Source organism: Pseudocalidococcus azoricus BACA0444, from assembly GCF_031729055.1.
Taxonomy (GTDB): domain Bacteria; phylum Cyanobacteriota; class Cyanobacteriia; order Thermosynechococcales; family Thermosynechococcaceae; genus Pseudocalidococcus; species Pseudocalidococcus azoricus.
In genome coordinates, this window is sequence record NZ_JAVMIP010000015.1 from 1 (window position 1) to 21,987 (window position 21,987).

General features: G+C 49.9%; 23 protein-coding genes and 1 other RNA gene. 5 read left to right on the top strand and 19 right to left on the bottom strand.

Going from position 1 to position 21,987, the window contains the following annotated elements; all coding sequences use genetic code 11:
• Positions 1 to 3 precede the first annotated feature (3 nt).
• Positions 4 to 483, bottom strand: a complete 480-nt coding sequence (locus RIF25_RS12585; protein WP_322878888.1) for a hypothetical protein — start codon at positions 481 to 483, stop codon at positions 4 to 6.
• Positions 484 to 539: 56 nt separating this feature from the next.
• The gene (locus RIF25_RS12590; RefSeq protein ID WP_322878889.1) at positions 540 to 1,040 is read right to left on the bottom strand and encodes a hypothetical protein; all 501 of its coding nucleotides are present in this window, start codon (positions 1,038 to 1,040) and stop codon (positions 540 to 542) included.
• A gap of 142 nt (positions 1,041 to 1,182) precedes the next feature.
• Between RIF25_RS12590 and bioD the strand changes: the two genes are divergently transcribed.
• Entirely contained in the window at positions 1,183 to 1,899 is a 717-nt protein-coding gene (bioD, locus tag RIF25_RS12595; protein WP_322878890.1) for a dethiobiotin synthase, read from the top strand.
• Here the strand turns inward: bioD and dacB are convergent.
• The 10 genes from dacB to RIF25_RS12645 form a co-directional block, all read right to left on the bottom strand.
• Entirely contained in the window at positions 1,873 to 3,315 is a 1,443-nt protein-coding gene (gene dacB, locus RIF25_RS12600; protein WP_322878891.1) for a D-alanyl-D-alanine carboxypeptidase/D-alanyl-D-alanine endopeptidase, read from the bottom strand. The two genes, bioD and dacB, sit on opposite strands and share 27 nt — an antisense overlap.
• A gap of 21 nt (positions 3,316 to 3,336) precedes the next feature.
• Positions 3,337 to 3,891, bottom strand: a complete 555-nt coding sequence (locus RIF25_RS12605) for a pentapeptide repeat-containing protein (RefSeq protein WP_322878892.1) — start codon at positions 3,889 to 3,891, stop codon at positions 3,337 to 3,339.
• Between the two features lie 137 nt (positions 3,892 to 4,028).
• Positions 4,029 to 4,466 carry a DUF29 domain-containing protein gene (locus RIF25_RS12610; RefSeq protein WP_407682410.1) on the bottom strand — a complete coding sequence of 146 codons (438 nt, stop codon included), beginning with the start codon at positions 4,464 to 4,466 and terminating at the stop codon, positions 4,029 to 4,031.
• Positions 4,467 to 4,643: 177 nt separating this feature from the next.
• Entirely contained in the window at positions 4,644 to 5,174 is a 531-nt protein-coding gene (locus RIF25_RS12615) for a hypothetical protein (protein WP_322878894.1), read from the bottom strand.
• Positions 5,175 to 5,330: 156 nt separating this feature from the next.
• Positions 5,331 to 5,514: non-coding RNA, 6S RNA (gene ssrS, locus RIF25_RS12620), on the bottom strand.
• A 54-nt stretch (positions 5,515 to 5,568) separates the two neighbouring features.
• Positions 5,569 to 6,471, bottom strand: a complete 903-nt coding sequence (locus RIF25_RS12625) for an ROK family protein (protein ID WP_322878895.1) — start codon at positions 6,469 to 6,471, stop codon at positions 5,569 to 5,571.
• 118 nt (positions 6,472 to 6,589) lie between these two features.
• Positions 6,590 to 7,087, bottom strand: coding sequence for a hypothetical protein (locus RIF25_RS12630; protein WP_322878896.1), 498 nt, complete (start codon positions 7,085 to 7,087; stop codon positions 6,590 to 6,592).
• A gap of 172 nt (positions 7,088 to 7,259) precedes the next feature.
• Positions 7,260 to 8,648: a flavin monoamine oxidase family protein gene (locus RIF25_RS12635; RefSeq protein ID WP_322878897.1), complete on the bottom strand. Its 1,389-nt coding sequence runs from the start codon at positions 8,646 to 8,648 to the stop codon at positions 7,260 to 7,262.
• On the bottom strand, positions 8,645 to 9,247 hold the full coding sequence (gene recR / locus RIF25_RS12640) for a recombination mediator RecR (protein ID WP_322878898.1): 603 nt from the start codon (positions 9,245 to 9,247) through the stop codon (positions 8,645 to 8,647). Before recR ends, RIF25_RS12635 begins: the two co-directional genes overlap by 4 nt.
• Before the next feature lie 89 nt (positions 9,248 to 9,336).
• Positions 9,337 to 11,010 (bottom strand): alpha/beta hydrolase, encoded by a 1,674-nt coding sequence (locus RIF25_RS12645; protein ID WP_322878899.1) that lies wholly within the window; start codon positions 11,008 to 11,010, stop codon positions 9,337 to 9,339.
• A 132-nt stretch (positions 11,011 to 11,142) separates the two neighbouring features.
• Here RIF25_RS12645 and RIF25_RS12650 point away from each other — a divergent pair, with 132 nt between their 5' ends.
• The gene (locus tag RIF25_RS12650; protein WP_322878900.1) at positions 11,143 to 11,451 is read left to right on the top strand and encodes a transposase family protein; all 309 of its coding nucleotides are present in this window, start codon (positions 11,143 to 11,145) and stop codon (positions 11,449 to 11,451) included.
• Between the two features lie 345 nt (positions 11,452 to 11,796).
• On the top strand, positions 11,797 to 12,432 hold the full coding sequence (locus tag RIF25_RS12655; protein WP_322878901.1) for a hypothetical protein: 636 nt from the start codon (positions 11,797 to 11,799) through the stop codon (positions 12,430 to 12,432).
• A gap of 24 nt (positions 12,433 to 12,456) precedes the next feature.
• On the opposite strand, the gene RIF25_RS12660 is transcribed toward RIF25_RS12655, so the two are convergent.
• From RIF25_RS12660 to RIF25_RS12675, 4 genes are read right to left on the bottom strand one after another with little or no spacing between them, the layout of a single operon-like run.
• Complete coding sequence (locus RIF25_RS12660; protein WP_322878902.1) at positions 12,457 to 14,850, bottom strand: NAD-binding protein; 2,394 nt, start codon at positions 14,848 to 14,850, stop codon at positions 12,457 to 12,459.
• Between the two features lie 2 nt (positions 14,851 to 14,852).
• Positions 14,853 to 16,076 carry an anion transporter gene (locus RIF25_RS12665; protein WP_322878903.1) on the bottom strand — a complete coding sequence of 408 codons (1,224 nt, stop codon included), beginning with the start codon at positions 16,074 to 16,076 and terminating at the stop codon, positions 14,853 to 14,855.
• The gene (locus RIF25_RS12670; protein ID WP_322878904.1) at positions 16,076 to 17,371 is read right to left on the bottom strand and encodes a sensor histidine kinase; all 1,296 of its coding nucleotides are present in this window, start codon (positions 17,369 to 17,371) and stop codon (positions 16,076 to 16,078) included. The genes RIF25_RS12665 and RIF25_RS12670 overlap by 1 nt, the downstream gene beginning before the upstream one ends.
• Positions 17,372 to 17,385: 14 nt before the next feature.
• Positions 17,386 to 17,850, bottom strand: a complete 465-nt coding sequence (locus RIF25_RS12675) for a hypothetical protein (RefSeq protein WP_322878905.1) — start codon at positions 17,848 to 17,850, stop codon at positions 17,386 to 17,388.
• A 606-nt stretch (positions 17,851 to 18,456) separates the two neighbouring features.
• On the opposite strand from RIF25_RS12675, the gene RIF25_RS12680 reads away from it, so the two are divergent.
• Positions 18,457 to 19,152 carry a Crp/Fnr family transcriptional regulator gene (locus RIF25_RS12680; RefSeq protein ID WP_322878906.1) on the top strand — a complete coding sequence of 232 codons (696 nt, stop codon included), beginning with the start codon at positions 18,457 to 18,459 and terminating at the stop codon, positions 19,150 to 19,152.
• Positions 19,153 to 19,213: 61 nt separating this feature from the next.
• Entirely contained in the window at positions 19,214 to 20,305 is a 1,092-nt protein-coding gene (ychF, locus tag RIF25_RS12685; RefSeq protein ID WP_322878907.1) for a redox-regulated ATPase YchF, read from the top strand.
• A gap of 11 nt (positions 20,306 to 20,316) precedes the next feature.
• Here the strand turns inward: ychF and RIF25_RS17330 are convergent, their stop codons facing one another.
• The 3 genes from RIF25_RS17330 to RIF25_RS12700 all read right to left on the bottom strand — a co-directional run bounded on the left by RIF25_RS17330 (position 20,317) and on the right by RIF25_RS12700 (position 21,854).
• On the bottom strand, positions 20,317 to 20,544 hold the full coding sequence (locus tag RIF25_RS17330) for a hypothetical protein (RefSeq protein WP_407682415.1): 228 nt from the start codon (positions 20,542 to 20,544) through the stop codon (positions 20,317 to 20,319).
• 101 nt (positions 20,545 to 20,645) lie between these two features.
• Positions 20,646 to 21,329 carry a peptidylprolyl isomerase gene (locus tag RIF25_RS12695; RefSeq protein ID WP_407682416.1) on the bottom strand — a complete coding sequence of 228 codons (684 nt, stop codon included), beginning with the start codon at positions 21,327 to 21,329 and terminating at the stop codon, positions 20,646 to 20,648.
• A gap of 141 nt (positions 21,330 to 21,470) precedes the next feature.
• A complete protein-coding gene (locus RIF25_RS12700; protein WP_322878910.1) occupies positions 21,471 to 21,854 on the bottom strand; it encodes a hypothetical protein in 384 nt (127 codons plus the stop codon).
• Positions 21,855 to 21,987 lie beyond the last annotated feature (133 nt).

Sequence of the window (21,987 nt, forward strand, 5' to 3'; positions counted from 1 at the left end):
TTCCTACAGCAAATCAGAATATTCCTCTAATAGCGTTAACAGGTCTCGGAGTCGCTGTTTACTTCGGGGATTGGGGGCAAGTTGGCATCCCATGATTGCTGCAAGGCATTTAGTTTGGAGTCGAGTTCGATAAGCCGCCCGATCTCGCTCTCTTGCTGCAATTTCTCTTGTTTCAACTGCGACATCTCTTGTTCGATTCGTAATTTCTCTTGTCTCAACTGCGACTTCTCTTGTCTCAATAGCAATTTCTCGTGCTTCAGCCTCTCGATATCGGCGTTGATGTCCAGCGTGCCACTCAAGGCCGAGATTAACCACCAAAGCCGTTGTTGCAGCGATGAAGGCCCAGAAGCTCCACTGGAGATAGGTGAGGGGGAAACGGGGGATGGGGACAGATTCGGAGTTGCCATAGAACCTCAACAAAGCAGTTAGGGCAAATAAAAATGTTGTTAGGGTACGGGGTAGCAGGCCAAGAAAACTTACCATATCCCTATCTTACAAATCTGTGTGAGCAGCTCTGAGGGTGGCCGAACTTGAACCATCTACAGCAAATCAGAATATTCCTCTAGTAGGGTTAACAGGTCTCGGAGTCGCTGTTTACTTCGGGGATTGGGGGCAAGTTGACATCCCATGATTGCTGCAAGGCATTTAGTTTGGAGTCGAGTTCGATAAGCCGCCCGATCTCGCTCTCTTGCTGCAATTTCTCTTGTTTCAACTGCGACATCTCTTGTTCGATTCGTAATTTCTCTTGTCTCAACTGCGACTTCTCTTGTTTCAATAGCAGTTTTTCTTGTCTCAATAGCAATTTCTCGTGCTTCAGCCTCTCGATATCGGCGTTGATGTCCAGCGTGCCACTCAAGGCCGAGATTAACCACCAAAGCCGTTGTTGCAGCGATGAAGGCCCAGAAGCTCCACTGGAGATAGGTGAGGGGGAAACGGGGGATGGGGACAGATTCGGAGTTGCCATAGAACCTCAACAAAGCAGTTAGGGCAAATAAAAATGTTGTTAGGGTACGGGGTAGCAGGCCAAGAAAACTTACCATATCCCTATGTTATAAACGGAAAGATTCGATCCGTCAGATGCGCGATTGGTGCAGTCCGCCGCCTGTGATCTGGAGGGTGATTCATTCCAGTAGGCTATTTTGATGAGTTGATTTATACACCCCCCATAGAACCGAGATATTCATGACTTCAAGCCCCGTTGTTTTAATTACTGGTACCGATACAGAAGTGGGTAAAACCTGGGTAACTTCAGCCCTGTTTGCCTATTGCCAGGCCCATGCCCCCAAACTTAAAGTCGCACTGTTCAAACCCTTACAATCGGGAGCAGTGGGAGATCAAGAGCATTATCATCGGTTATTCGACCTAGAACAATCGCCCCTAGAGGTTAATCCCGTCTCCTTCCAGGCCCCTTTAGCTCCTCCCTTAGCAGCGGCCCGAGAAAATAGGGAGATTGATCTAGCACCAGTCTGGCAAACCCTACAACATCTCCAAGCCGATTATGATTTGGTTTTGATGGAAGGCATTGGTGGATTGGGTTCGCCAATTACCTGGGAATGGACAGTCGCAGATCTAGCCCAGGCCTGGCGGATCCCCATCGTTTTGGTTGTGCCGGTCAAGTTGGGCGCAATGGGTCAAGCGGTGGCAAATCTCGCCTTGGCCAGAGAGAAGAAACTAATGATCCGCGGCCTAATCCGTAATTGCCTCACTCCTTGCACAGAGGTTGAAATTGAACAGTGGGCTAATCAAACACTTTTGGAAACCCTAACCCATACACCAGTGATCGGCACCATCCCCTATTTAGAAAAAGCTGAAATCCCAAATCTCGCCAAAGCCGCAGCAAGTTTACAATTGGAAGCTCTCTTGCCTGGAATTCTAGGGACAGGTTTGGAGGTTCATTAGCTCTAAAACAATCCGGTCAATCCCTGGTCGTAAAGCCGCCCCGTCTTGCTGGCCTTGGTTAATCACAATACTAAAGACAACAGGGGCAAAATTAGCTGGCTCGGCATACCCTGATAAGGCAGAAACGCCCCGTAAGGTTCCAGTTTTGGCCCAGACTTTTCCTTGGGCAGGTGTATTTAGGAAACGGCGGCGGAGGGTTCCATTCACACCGGCCTGGGGCAAAGAGTTTTGAAAGGTCAACCAATTTGGGCTTAAACGCTGGGCCTGGAGGAGTTCAACTAGGGCCTGGGGTGTAACCCAATTCTGCCGCGATAAACCAGAGCCATCCACAAGTTCATAGGATTGGGAACTGATGCCCCAGGCCCCAAGAATGCGTCCCATTTGCCCTGGCTGAACAGCCCCGATCAGTTGCTTTAAGGTTTCGGCATAAAAGTTATCACTGGTTTGATTGGTTTGATTCAGAATGTCTGGCAAGGGTGGGGAGGCCAAGGAAAACAGGGGTTGGCCCATAGGACGATTGGGACTGTGTTGAAACTGGAGTTGCTGAACTTGAATCCCCACTTCTGCGAGGGCGGCGCGCCATTGGGACAAGATGGTTGGATAGGGATCAAGGAGGGGGATATCTAAGGTTTCTGGTTCACTGCCAACACGCAACTGCCCAATCACCTGAATGGTTTGCGCGCCTTGAACAACGTTGGTTTCTAGGGATTCTGGGGCGGTTGCGGCCACGGTGCGGGTTTGATTGCTTATTGTCCAGCCTTGGCCCAGTGCAGGTGATTCCCAGGCCAGCCTTAGGGGCGCGCCGAGTTGTTGGGGTGTGACCACCAGGGGGAGGGCATTGCGGTTTAAGGCCAAGCGGGTAATCGGGGCAATGTAACCGGCACTGGTATCTTCCAACGCCCAAGTGGGATTAAGGGGTGGGTCAGGAAAGGGCAGGCTCGTAATTTCGAGGGTGTCAATCTTGCGAATTCCCTGCTGCCACAGTCCCTGAGCAATTTTTTGCAGTTCTCCTGTGGTTAAGGTTGGATCCCCATTCCCAACTAAGCGGATCCAGTCCCAATTAGCCCCTTGGCCAATTCCGAAAACTTGGGTTTGGATGCGATATTGGGGGCCAAATTGCTGAAGGGCGGCGGCGGTGGTGAATAGTTTGACATTCGAGGCAACCAGAAAATATTTATCCCCATCCCGTTGATAGAGCGTGACCGGGGCCTGGGGCGAGTTGGGTTGCTTGAGGGTTTGGATGACAATTCCCCAGCGTCCTTGGGTATAGTCAGCAGCGGTAATAATTGGCTCAATCGCAGTTGATAAATTCGCAGGGCAAAGTCCTAAGGCTGGGGCGGGGAAGAATAGTCCTAGGGGCAGGAGAAATTTAGCCCAGAACCCCTTTGAAACTGAAGAAAAACGGTAAGAGAACAACCCGACTACCCCAGGCCTGGCCTAATGAAACATCAGACGATAGGGCATTTTCGGTTGATAGGCTCCCTCTAAGTTCACCTGGGTCAAATTAGCACGATTCAAACGGGCAAATAAGAGATTGGTTTGTTCTAAGTTGGCCTGCTGAAAATTGGCCTGGCGTAAATCTGTATATTGCAAATCGGCTCCGGCTAAATCCGCGCCTTGAAAATTGGCCTGGTTGAAGAGGGAATGTCGCAGGGAAGCCATGATCAGTTTTGTTTGACTCAGGTTGGCCTGGCGGAGATTGGTGCGATCCATATAAACCGCTGTTAGGTTAGCCCCACTCAAGTTAGCCCCTTGCAGATTGGCCTGGGTGAGAACCGCATTGCTCAGGTCGGCCCCACTGAGGTTGGCATTGGTTAGGTTGGCCCCAGAAAAGTTATAGCCCTTTAAGTCAGCCCCACTCAAATCACAGCTAGGACAGGTATTTGTCGTCAATAATTGGGCCACATGATCCGGATTAGCCGCCAAAGCACTACTTGTCCAGGCCAGGCCAACGCCTAACAATCCGATCACAGTTTGGGGTAATCCCTTCATCTCAAACCTCATCCTTTCTTTCCCCTCTTATTTAATCTTAATTTCCGCATTTCGTCAGGGGGATAGGTCAGAATCTTATTCTGGCGCAAACCAAGTTTAATTTTTAGATTGAAGCTTGAAAATACCATGCCAATTGCCTAGCCCAATTCAATTGGCCGCTCTAAGGCTGTAGCAATACCATAAGGACAATCTTTCGGAAAATCTAAATTCGTCTCCTTTAGTGCGTCCAAACGAGCATTATCATAAACCTCCATAACCCATTCATCAGTTAAATAACGTTTCAAGCTGGGACTATCCTTAAGATAAAAGCGGATATTGTTGCGTTCCCGTTGTATCGTCAGTTGCCAACTCCGAGATCCTCTTTGGGGCTGATAATCCCACTTGAGAAGATGATGGACAATCAACCGCAGACTACTTAACAGTCGATCTCGCTCCCGTTTAGACAAGTCCCGCACCTCCTCCACCAAGTTTTCAATGTCTAAATCCGTAAATCGCCCCTGATCCAACAGGTCTGCCATTGTTTCTGCCCACAGACTAAAATCGCTCTCATACAAGGGTTTGCTTGATTTTTCCATGTTGATCATCCGTTATGGTTTCCTGATATAGCGTTACTCATTTCGGGTGAGATGGAGACAAGTCAGACAATACTATGTGAACAGTCTTTTTGAAATTTCTACTCTCTCAGAGCAGCCTCGTAACGCTATAGTGGCTAATTCCTTAATTTTAGACTGCCCTTCCTAGGAGCATTGAGACTAACGGCCTAACTCTTTTTTGAGTCGCGCTAACTCCGATAGAAGGGAATTACTTTGTAGTTTTTGAGGTGGCTCAACATCTGGGTTTTGTGGTTTGATTGTTGGCTGCGCTGGCTGACTGACTTTAGGCTTAGATGCTTTCTTTCTGTTACCAATCGCATCCCTAATAAGATACTCAGATTGGAAAAAGAAGGCCCCAAATACTAGCCCAATGGTCAGAATCATGCCAATCTTTTGATCTGTGTAGTGACAATAGGAGGAATAGTAGCGAAAATATCGGCCGCAGGACGCATAAGCAAAGGGTGTCATCACTAAAAAGGTTAGGATACTTCCCACGATGATCGCTGTTCCTTCATACCAAGATGACCAACGGGGAAACCAGCCAGGGACTTGACGGCGAAATAGAGACTTATGGACTACTGCGAGGAAAAAGATGGGAATGAGTAACCCTAGCAATGCCCCAATGGCCAGCGGTGTGGGGTGTTTGATTGAGCCAGAAACTAATAGGCCCATAAAAGTGGTAGCCATCATGACATAAATTACCACTACTACGAAAAATAAAGCCAGGCCAGATCTTATCCAATTGATAGGGTATGGAATCCAACGGGGCCATCTCATGATTTAAGCCTCTATAGCTACCGATACAAGATGATCACGAACAGTCTATATGATCCGAAAATCATAAAAAGGTTAACCACAACGCCGTTTTACCGCAGTTTATGACCTGGGATGAACCAGGTGGGAACGCTGGCATCGGCTTAAAGTTTCTGGCAACAAAGACCAGTGTACCGCCACCAATGGATTCGGCTCCCGTTGTTTTAAGTTATAGATCAAAAAACAATATTGGCAGTCACCAACGCCGCAGTCAAACCTACGGGCCATTTTAACAGAGGTCACTGGGCTGACAAGTCTTTGGTTTGGGTAACTAGTTGGTAGAGTTTTTGACTAAATCCCAGGCCAGCTTGGCCGCTCCGACTATCCCCGCCTGATTACCTAACTCGGCCCGAATAATTTTTAAGCCATCCCGTGAACTGGGTAATACCCGCCGTTCGACTTCTGCCCAAAGAGACGGTAAAAATAAATCCATGGCCGCACTCACCCCCCCGCCAATCAAAATTGCCTCTGGAGTCAACACATATAAAAACGTCGCCAGGCCAGCCGCTAATTCTTGCCCAAAGGTGGCCCAAAACGCTAAAGCATCGCCATCTCCGGCGCGGGCCTGGGCCGCCAAAGCAGCAGCATCCATCCCGGTGCGTCTTTTAATGGCTGTGGCCGAAGCGTGTTGCTCCAGGGAGCCTTGATTGCCGCTGTTACAGGGATGGCCATGTAAATCAACGGTAATTAACCCCAGTTCGGCGGCTGTACCATGGCGACCGATAAAGAGTTTGCCATCTAATAAAATTCCGCCCCCAACCCCTGTGCCCAAGGTGAGCAAAATCACATCCTTGTAGGCCCGCCCCGCTCCCAACCAGGCCTCGCCGACCAAGGCACAATTGGCATCATTAGCTAAAATGACGGGACGATGGGTCAGTTTTTCCAGGGTTTCAGCCATGGGGACGTTTTGCCAGTTATCGAGGTTAATCGCAACGCGCACCGTTTTCCCAGCCCGATCTGTCGGCCCAGGAACTCCCATGCCGATGGCTAAGGTTTTGTTGTCGGGATCCAGCTTTTCTAAGGTTTCGACAATGGTTTGAATGACGGCTGTCGGCGAGGCGGGTCGGGGGGTGGGGACAGTGAGTTTTTCGAGGCAAATTCCCTCTCGATTGAACCGGCCAAATTTAATGGCAGTACCACCGAGATCAATCCCCAGTACCTCTTTATCAGACATAACGGCTATCCATCTATCTTGAGAGAGTCATCCCCCAGGTTGCTGGCTTGGATCTTGCCATATTCTGTTTGTGATTCCGTGATCTTGGCTGATTAATCCCAAAAATCGGCCTGGTGACTTAGGGCTGGAGGTGTGGGAGAGCTTGGGCCAAGTTTGGTTCTGCCGCGGCCTGGAATTGGGGGGCTAGGCTGGCCTGGCAACTTTTGAGTAGGGTTTGATCGGCTACACTCGCTTGCAAGGGGTGGAGTTCTCCTAAATTGACGGTTACTGGATAACTGGAAGCCTCAAAGCTATCCAACATTAGGGCATTAATGGTTCCCTCTTGGACGGTTCCCTGAAAGCAATCATAGGAAGAATCGGGCATATAGACTGCACCTGTAATCCCATGATTGTTGACCTCAAAAACCATGTAAGTTTGGCGGAGTTGGCCTGGTCGGGGTGATTCACCATAAAGATAAATTCCATTTTTCAGGTTTGGCATCCCTGTGGTGGGTTTGGAAATGGCCAGCAGTGACTTAGGGCGAGGATTGGCTTGAACTGGCACAGTGCTGCTGAATGTTCCTGCAAGTGTAAAAGCGGCTATCCCCACCAGGCCTGACCATGAAATTCTTAACATATTGTTACCCACCAAATAAACCTGTCATGCTTCGTGAGTCTGGAATAGAGTTGACCGCTACCTAACTTTAACTCTAGGGATTTGAGGGCAGTCTCGGCTTCACCCACTAGCATGAATCAAGCAGAAGAGGGGCGAAAACAGGGGTGTGACAGTAGTGGCACAGGCACAAAATTTAGAGTTGCAAAATTCGTTGGGCTTCCCGTTGACCGCTGAGTAAGGCTCCGTGAACCGTGGCTGGATACTGTGACTGGGTGGCTTCCCCCGCAAAGAATAGGCACTGACCAATGGGTTGGGCAAGGGTTTGGTAATCGGCCGGACTGACACCCGGTGGCAGATGGGAATAGGCCCCCCAACTGAAGGGATCCTGACCCCAGCGAGTGATGAGGGTTCCAGTTGGTGCGGGAATCTTGGGGCCGAATATGGTTTTGAGGGTCTCCAGGCCCGCTTGAATGATTTCTGCATCCCCCAAGCTCTCAATGTATTGTCCATAGGTGCCGGCATTAAATCCGAGTAAGATGGGTTGCTTGAGCACCGGATAGAGATTCAACCATTCACACCAATGCCCTTTTTCAGCGGAGATGTAGCCGAGGAGATCTGATTCTGCCCAGAAGGCCTGGGGAAAGCGAAAATAGGCTTTGTTGAGAACTCCCATGCCTAAGCGTTGGATTGCGGTTTGTTTGGGCTGAGGTAAGGGGGGATTAAAGCGAATCTGGCCTTTTTTGAGTACCCCCAAGGGAACAGTAAGGATAACGGCCTTGGCCTGGAAAACTTGGCGGTCTGTGGTAATTTGAACGACTTGGGGATTGGTGTAATCAATGGCCTGGACGATTTGCTGGCTTTCAATCCCCAGAGGGGTTGGTTGTGCAGCTAGGACTTGGATGATTTGCCCATAGCCCTGGGGAAAAAGAACGTCACCTCCTGGCAAAATTTCGCTTTCATCCCAATAGCGGGCCGATAAGTCCCCAATATCACTGGCTACCTCATGTTCAATGGTGGTATTGATGACATAATTCAGACGGCGTTGTTGAGTTGAGTTTAATGTCTGTCCCCCTAGCACTCGGTTGATGGCCTGCTGTAGAGATTGGTTGATGGGGAGGTCTTGCTGATCAACGGTGGCAAGGATGCCCTGGAGTGTTTGATCTAACTCAGTTGTGACTTGATCAGGTAAAGGGCGGCCATCGAGATCAAAAACCGTGATGTTGTCGTAGTCGGTGGGGTGGGTGAGGATACCCGCTGCCTGGGTAATAGCGGTTAAGGGATTCCCCTCTGTTCCATGGATCCAGGAAGCACCTAAATCTAGGGGCAGGCCTCCTAAGCTGCGATCTGTCCAAACCCGCCCGCCAATTCGCTCGCGTCCCTCTAGGACTAAAACCTGCTGAGCCTGATCCTGAAGCATCCGAGCCGCAGTCAGGCCCGCCACCCCGGCCCCAATGACAATTACATCCCAGATTTGATCCAGATTGGTTGCTCCACGCAAGGGTTTGGCCTGATCCCAACAACTGGCTAAGGTTAACCCTAGACCCCCACCACCGAGCAGTGTTAAGAACCGCTGTCGTCTCACTCCAATTCTCGCCGTCCTTCTAGAGCTTTTGCTAAGGTCATCTCATCGGCATATTCTAAATCCCCACCCACAGGTAAACCAAAGGCAATCCGGGTCACTTTGACAAAGGGCTTGAGGAGTTGGCCCAAGTAGAGGGTTGTAGTTTCCCCTTCAATACTGGGGTTAATGGCTAAAATCACTTCTATGACCCGTTCTTGGCTGGCCCGTTGGATCAAGGGATGAATTTGTAGTTGTTCGGGGCCAATGCCATCCATTGGCGAAATCAATCCCCCCAGAACATGATATTTGCCCCGATATTCACGGGTTTTTTCAATGGCAATCACATCGCGGGAATCAGCAACCACACAAATGACGCTATCCTCACGGGTTGGAGTTCGGCAAATGTCGCAAACTGGCTCGGCCGATAGATGAAAGCAAACCCCGCATACCCCCACCTGTTGTTTCGCATCCAGCAGAGCTTGAGCTAGGGCCTGGATTTCACTTTCGGGACGTTTCAGTAAATGTAAGGCTAGCCGCTGAGCAGACTTGGGGCCAATGCCAGGGAGTCGTTGCAGTTGTTCAATTAAGCGAGCCAACGGACGCGTATAAACCGTACTCATAAACTTTACTAATCCTCAACTGCCCTTCAACCCGACTCCCAGGCCCCCTCTATTCTCCCTTAATTGCTTCCAAGTCCTGACAGGAATCTCTATTTAGGGGGGGATGCTGCCGCCTCAATTTGGGCCGGAGTGAGGGATTGAGTCAGGGTGGCCTTCATTTGGGGTTGACTGAGTTTGGCCAGATAGGCGGGAGAAAGGTAGGCCTGGAAGTTCGGCTGACCATTAATGTAGGCTTGCATAAAGGCCACAGTCACGGCCTGGAGTTGATTACGGGCAATCCCCGGATCCGTACCAACAACAAAGGGGGGTAGGGCATTGGGGCTGTTCTCTGGGGGTAAGTCACCCATTGTGGACAGGTGTGTCCCACCATTGAGGAGAACTAAGTATTTTTGGGCTGAACTGAGTTGGGAAAAAGGTTGAAATTGCTCAACTAAGGGGGGGGCAATAAAATCTTCACTCCCCGCTAGAACCAGCATCGGAATTTGAATGGCTTGAAAGCCTATTGAGCCATAAATTGTTCCCCCGATGGGGTTAATCGCCATCGCTGCTTGAATCCGACTATCGCGAAAATTGGGTAGGGGGCTAGGTAGTCTAGTGACTTTGCAATCAAGAATCACAGAAGGCTTAATGATTGTCTCTGGATTTTGGCAAGCAGCGGTGAGGGTTGCACCATCCTGGGTTGCCCCAGCTAAGGCCCAAGTATCGTACCCGCCAAAGGAATGTCCCAGCAAACCAACCCTTTGGGTGTTGAATTTTACCGTCGGTAGTTGAGCCAGATAGTCTAGGGTGATGGAAATGGATTGGGGCCGATTGATGAATTCTTGAGGGAGAATTTCTTCGGGAATTTTACCAGCCAGAAACTCCGTTTGCCGGGTGGCATCACTGCCTGGATGATCAACAATGGCCACCCCAAATCCATAGGAAGCCAAATGTTCAGCCAAATAGGCAAACGTATTTAAGTCTTCCCCCAGGCCTGGTGAAATGACAACTAAGGGAATTGTCCCAGAAATATTAGGAACATACAGGGTAACGGGAAATTGAAAGTTAGCTGTTTTGTGATTCAGGGTTAGGGATTGAACTTGCCAGGTATTCGGGCCAGGTGCGGTCAGATCCCCAAGGGTACTGGGAAGATTAGGGGATTTAGCGAGGGCAGTTTGACTCTGTTGATTAACAATATTAATGACTGCTTTAGTGGTACTAATTTCACTGAAAATGGCATTGACCAGGGGAATGGCCTGGGCAGCATCAATTTTGATGTTGGTGTCAGGAAACTCTTTGATTACACCTAGGACGGTTAGTCCCTCCGGTGATTGGGCAGACTGGATCAAGGCAGTTTTTAGATCCGTCGCTCCTGATTGGCCGTCACTGGTTTGAATAAACTGCCCCAAAACATTTAAGACTCGTTGACCGGCTGGGGTGTTAAACAATTGGGAAACACCTTCGGCCGGAAATGTAATTTTTTGCTGTAATGCCGAACGCAATGCTGCCAAATCACCTGCACTCAGAAATGTCCCCAAAGGAGCTAAGTTGGCTGGCAGTTCTCCCGTTTGACTAAAACCAGTCAAGTCTTGGGTTGTGGCTGTGATTGTAATCCCGGCTAACGAGACTGTTAGGGAATCCGCTCCCCAGGCCGGGCTGCTAGCAACTGCTCCCAGTAATACCCCTAAACCAAGGCTCCAACTCCAAAGTTTTCCTAGTTTCCGAGAGTGATGTTTAAAGGTTGTAGGGATAACGTTAGGGAATTGGGGAGATAACCACCGCATAGGATTGCCTTAGAAAGACTTTCGCTACCATACTCTGTTTACTTGAGATGAATCAAGGATAATCATCGGCGGTGCAGGGCAAACGCATACCCAAAGAGATAAAGATGGGAATGCACAGATTAAGACTTTCTTATGACTGCCCTCATCAGACCTAGCTCTAACGTAACTATCTACTTTCAAGCACTAGGGGACTCGAGAGCAGCAAACCTGTTGGAGCATAAGCTATTGGACATGATTGGGTTAGCCCTCTGTGCAGTTATTTGTGGTGCAAATAGCTGGGTAGAGATAGAGGCGGATGAGAAAACAGTGCGTCACGCCGACAACTGGGGCGGGAAAAAAGGAGCAATACTGACCAGTCAGAAAAATCAGATGGTGCGTGCGTTGGCGAAGCCTGCCGTGGGCGTTGGGAGCACCAAGGGAGATGTCCCACCAGATTATTGAGGGTAATGGAGATTATATAGCGTTACCCATTTAGGGTGAGATGGGGACAAGTCAGAAAATGCTTTATGAGCAGTCTTTTTGACATTTCTACTCTCTCAGAACAGTCTGCGTAACGCTATACCAAGGTTTGGCATTACCTATTGAAACTTTAATATAGGCGAGTCAGGTAATAGTCTATGGACAATACTTTGCAGATTTTTATCCCCTGAGAATGGTTCATCTAATTTGATCCTGCGAATCTGTCTAGAGTGTTCTAAATGAACAGTTAGCTGGGAGTGAAAGTGGCATTTTAGTAGAGAGTAGGCGCGTTTTTAGCTCTAGTTCTTTTTGCGGCCCCCTTGACCCATGACTAAAACCATCCTCATGACCCAGGCCATTCCCAAACAGGGCGAACTTTGGCATGGTGCGTTGACCTCCCAGGGAATCACCGTAATTTGGGAGTCTAATAGTGCGGATTTGGTGCAAGTGTTAGCGCAAATGCAGGCAGTGGGCCTCAAGTTACCCGATCTGCTCCTGATTGATATGGGGATGGAGGTGACTAATCCCTATCGGTTCTGCCAGGCCTGTCAGCAGGATTATCCGGGCTTAAAAATTGTCATTACCGTTGGGGAAGAGCGCGCCATTAGTCCCGCCGAAAAGCGTTGGGCCATTCATCAAGGGGCATTGGATTTACTGCCTGGCCTGCAACAAAACTCCTTGATTACTAGTGTTGTCACCCATCTCAGCCGCGTTATGGAACTTTTAGGAGAACCACTCCAGCAAGAGAGTCTCATGGCTGCCCTCAGTAAAATGAGTGCGTTGCAACAGGCTGTTTCATCTCCCCCCCAACTGCCCGCTTTGCCGCCGTTACCGAAGGTTTCCCCTGCCCCACCGGAAACTCCTAGTAAATATCGGGGCACAGAAGTCCGGGAAGCATCCCCTGAGTCACCTCCAGTCAGTGATAATTCAACGCGACGGCGTTATCGAGGTTCCAGTTACTGAGACAGCCTGAGGACAACTCTGCTTTTAGACAGGATAGAGACGGATCGTTAAAAGATGGCTTAATTGTTGCCCTAAGCGATAGGCCTGATGATCGTAAAGTTTGAGTTCGATAGTGCCAGGGAGTGATTGGATAAAATCCCGGGCCTGGTTGAGATGGCAGCCGGAGATATTGGTGAGGATATTCCCTGCATCTAAAGCTACTTCCGAGGAAAGGGGAGCATCGGCCCAAAGTCGCCATAATCGGGGGGGAATTAACTTACCCTGCTCAATCCGTTGCAGCCCTTGAATCGAAGCCAAAACTACGAGGCGATCCCCAGTCCCGAGAATCATGTCATCCGTAGGAAAAAATTTTTGCTTGCGCTCATCACCGATAGTTTTCCCTTGCTTTTCATAAAAAATGGGTACGACTCCATAGCCATAGGCCACTTCTGCCAGGCCCAGGCCCAGGAGAGTATCACCCATCGTCACTTGGTAGTCCGTAACCAAAATTGTCCGATCCTGGAGGCGAAACAAACCCAAAACATTTTCCCCCAAGGCGGCGGCGGCAAAGGCTTCAGCAGCTAAGGCGTAGGCACAGAGAGAGCGGGCCCCTGGAAGTAAGTCCCCTAGGTTTTCGCTCAGGAGTTGATCAAACGTGCGAATCACCAGGCCGAGATCCCCTTGGGCTTGATCCCGAGCAATTAAGGCGGCCTCTAAATTCAACATTTGATCTTCATTGGTTAAGATGATGCTTTTGGCGGTGGCCAGGTTTGCGGCTTCCATAGTCTGGATCACATCACCACTGAGATAGGGAATGGTCAGGGGAGGTATATTTTCTCCCGAGTCACTAATAATTACTAAGGGCTGCCGAATCGTTAAGAGAATATCCGCTACCTGTTGTCCTAAACGACCAAAACCGACCAAAATCACATGACCGGCCTGGGGCAGGGGGGGACGGCGTTTGAGAAAACTAAAGCGCGATTGCAAAAGTTGTTCCGTAACTAAGCCCAAAACCCCCAAAATAAACAGCAGAGCCATCAGGGTTACCAAAAGACAAAAGGCCATCACCCAAAAGGGAATATCCTCCGGTTCCAGACCGCCAAAAACATCGCCAAAACCACCCAGTAAAAGAATAAACCCTGAGAAAAATGCCTTTTGCCAGGTCATGTGCGGAACATTAAACCGAAGGAGGAGGGTCGAAATACCCCACAACACTGACCCCAGGCCCAGGCCCCGTACAATTAGCCATCGTCGTTCTTCTCCCCGTAACCAGGCCCAACTCGCTTTAAGTTTTTGCTCCCAAGACCAGGGATTCAATAATTGGCGGAGAAATTTCCGTCTAGCCCCAGTTGTTGATCTGGCCCCCTGCACTCCTACTCCCCCTGAGACCAATTCTGCCCAAACTAACCGATCTCCCAGTCCGAGAATATGATCCGGTCGCCACTGATGAAAAATGCGTGACTCTGAAGCGGGAAAAAAACAGGCATAGCGACTGGGAGTTTGGGGATTATTAACGGGTTCAAAAATACTAAACAGACGTTGTTGGCGGCGAGACCATTGGTGGGCATTGATCCCTGCAAAGCGGCTATCGGTAGCAGTAATTCGCTGTTCGACTACCCGTAATTGCTGATCATTAATAGTAAATAGGCCCAAGGTGCCTTCTCCCAGGCCTGCCAAGGCAAAACTTGGGGCGGGTAACTCCGTTGGATTGAGGGCAACAAAACGGCCTAACTTTTCTTGGAGAAGGTGATTCAAATTCTGTCGGGCCGAGCGTACAACTAAATGAACGTTGGGATTTAAGCGTCTGGCCGCAATGGCTGCGGCTACATTGGTTGCCTCATCACTGGTGACTAGTAAAATTGCCCGACAATCCCCAATTCCCGCCTGCTCCAACACTGAGGCCTGGCGACAATCTCCAATCATTAAATTCGCCCCCAAGGTATCGGCAATCCCCTGCACCTCCCAGGCCCCTGGTTGAGATACTTCAATCGCCGTTAATTGGACTGGAAAGGCTGGCGTAGCAAATTGCTGTAAACAGTCGTAGCAGTACTGACCCAAACTGCCCAGGCCACAGATAATAAAATGATTGGCCAGGCGCATCTCTGAAGGAATTTCCGTATCCCCACCCGGATCTAAGGGCCGATGTAACCGCTGGAGAGCCAAAGGTGGATGCCTAACTTGCCAACGGGGAAAGGCTTCGTCAGGGCCAGCCGCAAACAGGGTCACAGGGGGAGGAGGCCAAGAACCCGATCGAGAGCGCAGGGAAATCCAATAGTCCCCTAGCTGTTGATTCAGGGCTTCCGGTTCTGGAAAATTCTGGGCCGTAATCCAGCCATATAAACCATGGTGAGTAAGTTCCCAGGCCACGGTTGCGTCCGGCCAGATTTCCCTTAACCATTGACCAAAGGCAGGAATAAAATGCTCGCGGGACTGAACCATCCTCAAAGCCCTCGGAATATTCCCACGTTATACACCCAAACATGGGCCAGACCGACGGTTATCAAAGTCAGGGGCAGGCCGAAACGTAAATGCTCTCGAAAACTTAAGTGATGGCCTTTACTCCGGGCCGCCTCCACCACAATTAAATTAGCCACCGAACCAAATAAGCTCAAATTTCCAGCCAAGGTGGCACTAGTCGCGAGAAGTAACCAGGCCTGGGTGTCATCTGGGGCAATCAAGGGCGCAAGCAACAGCACCGCTGGGATGTTAGAAATCAGGTTGGATAAAACTACCGTTAGTCCCGCCAGGCCCCAAGGATTGGCCACAACTGGAGTCAGGGATTCTAAGAGGTTGAGATGGCGCGTGGCCTGAGTCAAGATAAACAAACCGGCAAAAAGCAACAACAACATTCCATCTACTTGTCTTAAAACTCGTTCGGCCTTGATCCCGCCAATCACCAACAACACCGCTGCCGCAGTCAAGGCCACGGGCCCCAAGGGTAAACCCACCATAAACCCCGCCAACATCAGACCTGCGACCCACAGGCTTTTAGTCAACAATGGCTGTAACAGGCGCAGTTTGGATAAGACCACCACCGGAACTGGTTCCCAGACCCGAATTTCGGGATAGAGCCACCAGAGCCAGGTCAGTTGAATCACGATCCCTAAGATGGCTACAGGCGCTAACTGCCGCGCAAACAGCCCATAACTGATCCCCGACAAAGAACCAATCAAAATATTTTGGGGATTGCCACTCAAGGTTGCCACCGAGCCAATATTAGTCGCACCAGCCAGGGCCAAGAGATAGGGAATTGGGTTCAGGTTTAAGGCCGTGGTCATTGCCAGCACTAAGGGTGTTCCCACCAAAACCAGGGTGTCATTCAGAAAGAAAGCCGACAATAGTCCACTGCCCAAGCTCAACAGCACCAATAGGCCCCAAGGGCTGCGGGTTAAGCCCAGCATTTGTTGTAACACTAGGTTAAAAAAACCACCATAGCCCAGGTAGAGGTTGACGATCATTAAACTGAAGAGGAAAACAATAGTGGTGGGATCAATGGCCTGCCAGGCCTGGGGTAACGTGACCACCCCTAAGCCCATGACCGCTGCTGCCCCCACCAAGGCAATGGCCGCCCGATTTAAGGACAATCCTGGCCACTGCCCCATTGCTAACCCTAAATAGGTGATCCCTAAGACAAGCATGGTTAAACCTGTCTGTAGCCAGGGCATCAGCATTCAGATAGATGACCTTCAGAAGCATTGGGGAGAGCCAGCAAAACGGCCGTGCCCTGACCGGAATCGGGGGGAAAGGGACTTTGGATGGTCAAACTTCCTCCCATTTGGGCGACTAAGTTTTTGGCAATGGCGATCCCTAAACCTGTACCGGGAATCGGGCCCTGGGCCTGTTGTCCCCGATAGCCCCGCTCCCCGAGATGAAGGAGATCCCCGGGGGGAATTCCTGGGCCGGTATCCACAATTAACAAGCCTTGGGTCGTCGCGCTCAGTAGCCGGGTTTGCAGATGAATTTCTCCCCCCAGAGGCGTATATTTACAGGCGTTATCTAAGAGATTACCCACAATATCTTGGAGGGCAATTGGATCAATGAGAGCCGGGGGAAGCTGGGGGGCCCATTCGACCTTTAGGGTAATTTCTGATTCACTGGCTCGGGCTTGGACAGCGGTGAGGAGGGGTTGAATTGTGCCCATTAAATCCGTTGGTCTGAGGTTGAGGGCCGCAGGGGCTAGGCTGAGGCTGGCGGTGGTCACGGGGGCTAATGGGTGCGGGGATGCCTCTAAGGTGGCTTGAAATTGTTCCACTAAGGATTGTAAGCGTTGCCCTTCCTGCCAGATACTTTCCACAATTGGGCGGTTTTTATCCGGGGCCTGGAGGCGTTTGAGGAGGAGTTTTGTCAGAGTTTGCAGGGCCATTAAGGGATTGCGGAACTGGTGAAGTAAATTTCCTAAAACATCCTGTTGCTGCGCCAAACTGGGGGACTGGGCCTGCGATAGCCACTGATGCCGCTGATCCATTACACAGCCAACGGCCAACGTATTTGCCACCTGCTGTAATTGCTCCTCTTCCCAGGCCTGCCAATTTCCCCCCAATCGCCGCACCACCAGCACACCCAAGGGGAGAGATTCATAGATCAACGGCAAAATTAAATGCTCGGACTCCGGGGACATCCGTTGCCAAAACTCAGTCTCTAAACAGGAGGGTGGGGATCCAGAAGCCGGGGGCAGACTGGGTAAGGGCCGATTTGGGGCTGAAATTCCCTCACGACTGGCGGACAAACCCTGCGGTTCTCGAAAATCCACGGACTGGAGTGGCAGGGAGGAGAAGGGTAAAGAGTCGAGATTAGCGGCCTCATTGGCATCAGGATACACCAAGACCGGCAACCAACTGCGGCGATCCCCTGATTCTTCCGTCAGATAGACCCCAAAACTACTAATGCCTAAGTGATTGACCGTTAGCCGGGCCTGGGAACGACAAAGCGCCACATATTCCGGACTAGCGGGCCACAACATTGGGATAACGTCACTTAGAAATGGGATTCAGCTAATTTCGGGTTGACCCCAGCCTCAGGAAACATTCCGGCAAGTTCACCTGTTCCGGTCACATATTCATCCAGGAGGAGCTTTTCCACAGGCAAGAGATCGGGATCGGGATCCATATTTTGCTCTTGGATGGTTTCTTCCACAAGGGCCATCTGCTCTTCGGCTTCCAACAGGGCTGCTTCTAACTCCGAGGTCAATTCTGGGGCAAATTGGTTCTCAGCAGCGTTCAGTTGGGCATAGCGTTGCCGGATATCCTCTAGCTCGGCCTGGAGGCTGGTATTTTCGTTGGCCAACTGTTCTGACAATTCTTTGTAATGTTTGAACGCCAATAGGAATGGAATTAGCTTTTCCCGTAAGGTCATTTGCTCGACATCCAACTGGGTAAACTTATCGGCTAACTGTACATAGGCTTGGCACAGGCGCAGATAACGGTGGGCAGTATTACTCATAATTTTACTAGGGCAATAGACTTTAGGTACGTTATAGCGAATCTCAGGGGGAAAATTGGAGGATCGACTTCTGGATAAAACTAAGGCCAGGGGGCAATTCAGGTCAACTCTGCCCCTAACTCGGTCAAAATCAGTCAAAAATTTATAAACATTAAGAAATACCTAAGATTGAGTTTTATCAAAGATGGATATTGAACCTAACCTCCTTCCGGCTACCAACAACCCCTAGGAACCCAGCCAATGGTGACAGAACCATTCTTGGCACTCCTTTTAAGATTTCTACTCTCTCAGAACAGTCTGCATAACTCTAGATCATCTGATTCAGGAAAATCGCTATAAAATTTTAGCTATTGCTAAGTGGCACGGTGCAGTGAACATGAGAATTTTTAGATAGGTTGTCAGCTATTGTGGTAATCAATCATTTCTCCATCCTTGAGCCTGATGCCCCTGATGAGAAGCTAACCCCAGTGAGGACGAGCCAAGACTTAAACGAATTTTTTTAACATTCTCTAGAATTTTTGAAATTGAGCGAGTATTCTAAAGGTTTAATCCCTGCTGCTGAAGTAAAGAAATTATTTCTGGGGATGGTTGCCATCTCATTTATTTATGCCTGAAGTTCGAGGCCATACCGAATCTTATTTATCCCTAGCGGACAGTCCTTTTTTTCGTGGGCTGCCGGCCAATATGGTAGAACAAGCCCTCGCCCATGTCGTAACCCGACAACATCCAGCCAATCGGGTCATCTTGTTGGAAAATGATTGGGGAACCTCAGTCTATTTCATCCTCAGTGGTTGGGTAAAAATTCGCACCTATAACATTGATGGCAAAGAAGTCACCTTAAATATCATTGGCCGTGGGGAACTATTTGGGGAAATGGCTCCTCTTGAAGAAGTCCCCCGCTCTACGGATGTGATTACGCTGACCCCAACAGTGGTGGCGAATTTGCCTGCTTTGGACTTTGTTAATTTGGTCAACACCGAACCCCAGGCCGGGATCCGCCTCGCAAAACTGATGGCCCGGCGTTTACGGCAACTCAATCGCAGATTACGACTCCGGGAAGCAGATAGCACGGCGCGAGTGGCTGATATTTTGTTGTTTTTGGCCGATGGCCAGGGCAAGCAAGGCACGGGGGGGATTGAAATTCCTAACCTTCCCCATCGGGAGTTGAGTAGTTTAAGTGGCATGGCCCGGGAAACGGTGACTCGCGTCTTAGGGAAGTTGGAGCGCAAAGGGATGATTAAACGGGGGCATGATACCCTCTGCATCAGCGATCCCCGAGCCTTAGAGAATCTTTTACTATAGGTTTGGGATGTTTCGGTTAGAGTGGAGATTGTGCCATTTGCCGCGCTTAGTCGTTTAATCTATGCTCAGATCTGGAATTGTCGGGTTGCCCAACGTCGGGAAATCTACCTTATTCAATGCCTTAGTTGCCAATGCCAAGGCTGAGGCGGCCAATTTTCCCTTTTGTACGATTGAACCCAATGTAGGTGTGGTGGCAGTTCCGGATCCCCGTCTACAGGTGTTAGCGACTATTTCCCAATCCGCCGAAATTGTCCCCACCCGGGTGGAGTTTGTGGATATTGCGGGCCTGGTGAAGGGAGCCAGTAAAGGGGAGGGCCTGGGCAACCAATTTTTAGCCAACATCCGCGAAGTGGATGCCATTGTCCATGTGGTGCGTTGTTTTGACGATGACGATATTATTCATGTCTCTGGTTCAGTGGATCCCGGCCGGGATATGGAGGTGATTAACCTAGAACTGGCTCTAGCTGACTTATCCCAAATTGAACGCCGGATTGAACGCACTCGCAAAACGGCCCGGAATAGTAAAGAGGCCCAAGTCGAATTAGCGGGCCTGGAAAAGCTGTTAGAGACATTGAATAATGGTGAACCGGCCCGGAAAACGCTGCTAACTGAAGACGAGGCCGCCGCTACTCAATTTTTAGGACTGTTAACCTCTAAGCCTGTTATCTATGCCGCCAATGTTGCTGAAACGGAACTAGCCTCCGGGAATGAATGGGTTGAAGAGGTTAAAAAAATTGCCCAGGCCGAGGGCGCGCAGGTGGTGGTGGTGTCGGCCCAAGTGGAGGCTGAGTTAGTCGAATTATCCCCCGAAGAGCGAGCCGATTATCTAGCCAGTTTGGGTGTGACCGAAGGCGGATTACAATCCCTAATCCAGGCCACCTATGATTTGCTGGGGTTACGGACTTTTTTTACAACGGGGCCAAAAGAAACCCGGGCCTGGACGATTCACCAAGGGGACAAAGCACCCCAAGCAGCCGGGACAATTCACACGGACTTTGAACGCGGCTTTATCCGGGCGGAAACTGTGGCTTATCAAGATTTAGTCACCACAGGATCAATGACTGCGGCCAAAGAACGGGGCCTGGTTCGCAGCGAAGGCAAAGAATATGTTGTTCAGGAAGGGGATGTGATGCTCTTTCGCTTTAATGTCTAGCAGTCATTAAACTACTCCAAAAGACTGAGTAATTCATCCTTAGTAATTTCTGCATCTCTAAGAATTTTAAGCAATAGGCCTTTACCGATATTTTTCTGAGAATGTAGAGGAATTGTAACGACTTGATCAAGACATAACTCAATCACTTCACGCATATTTCCCATGAGTTCATCAATGGTTTCTCCCTGGCTGTAGCATGTTTTCAGTTGGGGGAACTTCCATAGGCTCAGAATCCTAATTTACCTGGAGTTACAGCTTCAAAGAGCGCAATGAATTAGGCCGGATCCCTATGACTATAAAAATTACTTTTCCTCACTTATAACTTGTTTAACTGCTGTAATTATTTCTGCAAGTTTTCCAGGCCGGTTGTGACCTTAGCAGACTGTAATTTATCACCCTGTTGAATTTGATCTACCGCATCCAGGCCAGCGGTGACATAACCAAACACAGCATAATCCCCATCGAGGAACTGGACATCTCCCAAGGCAATATAAAACTGGGCTGAAGCGGAATCAGGCATTTGGGAACGAGCCATCGCCACCGCCCCACGGGTATGGGAAAGTTTGGGGGGTTGAGAAATACCAGCACTCTTGAACGTTTTGCTATAGACCGGTTCGGTTGCGCCTTGGGGGAGAATTTCGAGGGGGATATAGCGGGGTTTACCAGTGGCTGGATCCACAAAGGAACCAGTCCCATAGGCCTGGGGATTAACGTTGGGATCCTTCGATTGGGGGTCTCCACCTTGGGCAACAAAGGGCTGCGGACTGCGAATGACTCGATGAAAAATGGTGCCATCATACACACCGCGCTCCACAAGGTCAACGAAGTTTCCAGCGGTATAGGGGGCATCTTGGCCATTGACCACAATCGTAATCGGCCGATCATTAACCGTTAAAACAACAGTGGCATCACCATTCAAACGAGGTCCATTCATAGGGGTTGGGCTTTGCGCTCCAGGTACAGAACTGGTATTGGCTACAGAGGCAGGAGACTGACAAGCCACGATCAACCCCGTCAAGGCAATCCACAGGATTAGGTTGAGGATTTTGAACCAGCGTTGACCTAGCACAGTAAGATTCTCCACAAATACCAACGTTTATCATCCCCTAAATTGGGTCTGGCTGTCTTCCTTAGGGCTGGAGAGTTAAGGACAGGGAGAGTTTAGCTAGCAATAACGGCGGATAAACTCTCGCAAGCGGAGGAGGGTGAGGGATTGCCCCAAATCTAAGGGAAGTAGGGAAATACCCTCCAAACTAGACTGCACCCACCCTTCGCCCCAGTACCATTCATGAACCCCATCAATCCCCCGGCGCAGGATTAATTGCAGGCCATGACTAGCGACCTGTTCCACTTGATGTTCTACGGCAATGGGCCCTAAAGCTGTTGTAAAGGTCAGGCCGGGGTAAAGGCGTTCCGGTAATCCCGCGCTCAGGCGTTGCGGCCACAACCACTGTTCCATCAACTCTGGCTTCGTCAAGCTGTCATAGAGTTGGATTTCCGTGGCTGGAATTTCGATGCGGATTTGGCTACGTTGAAAGTTACCGAGCATAGCAGGCCTGGGGGTGTCTCCTTTTCAGTATGCCAAGGCGATGATTTTTCTGGGCAAGTTAGCAGGGTTTCTGGTGGGAGAGAAATTTTACGGACGAGCTGAACATGATGAAAACTCTGGAAAATTTATCCTG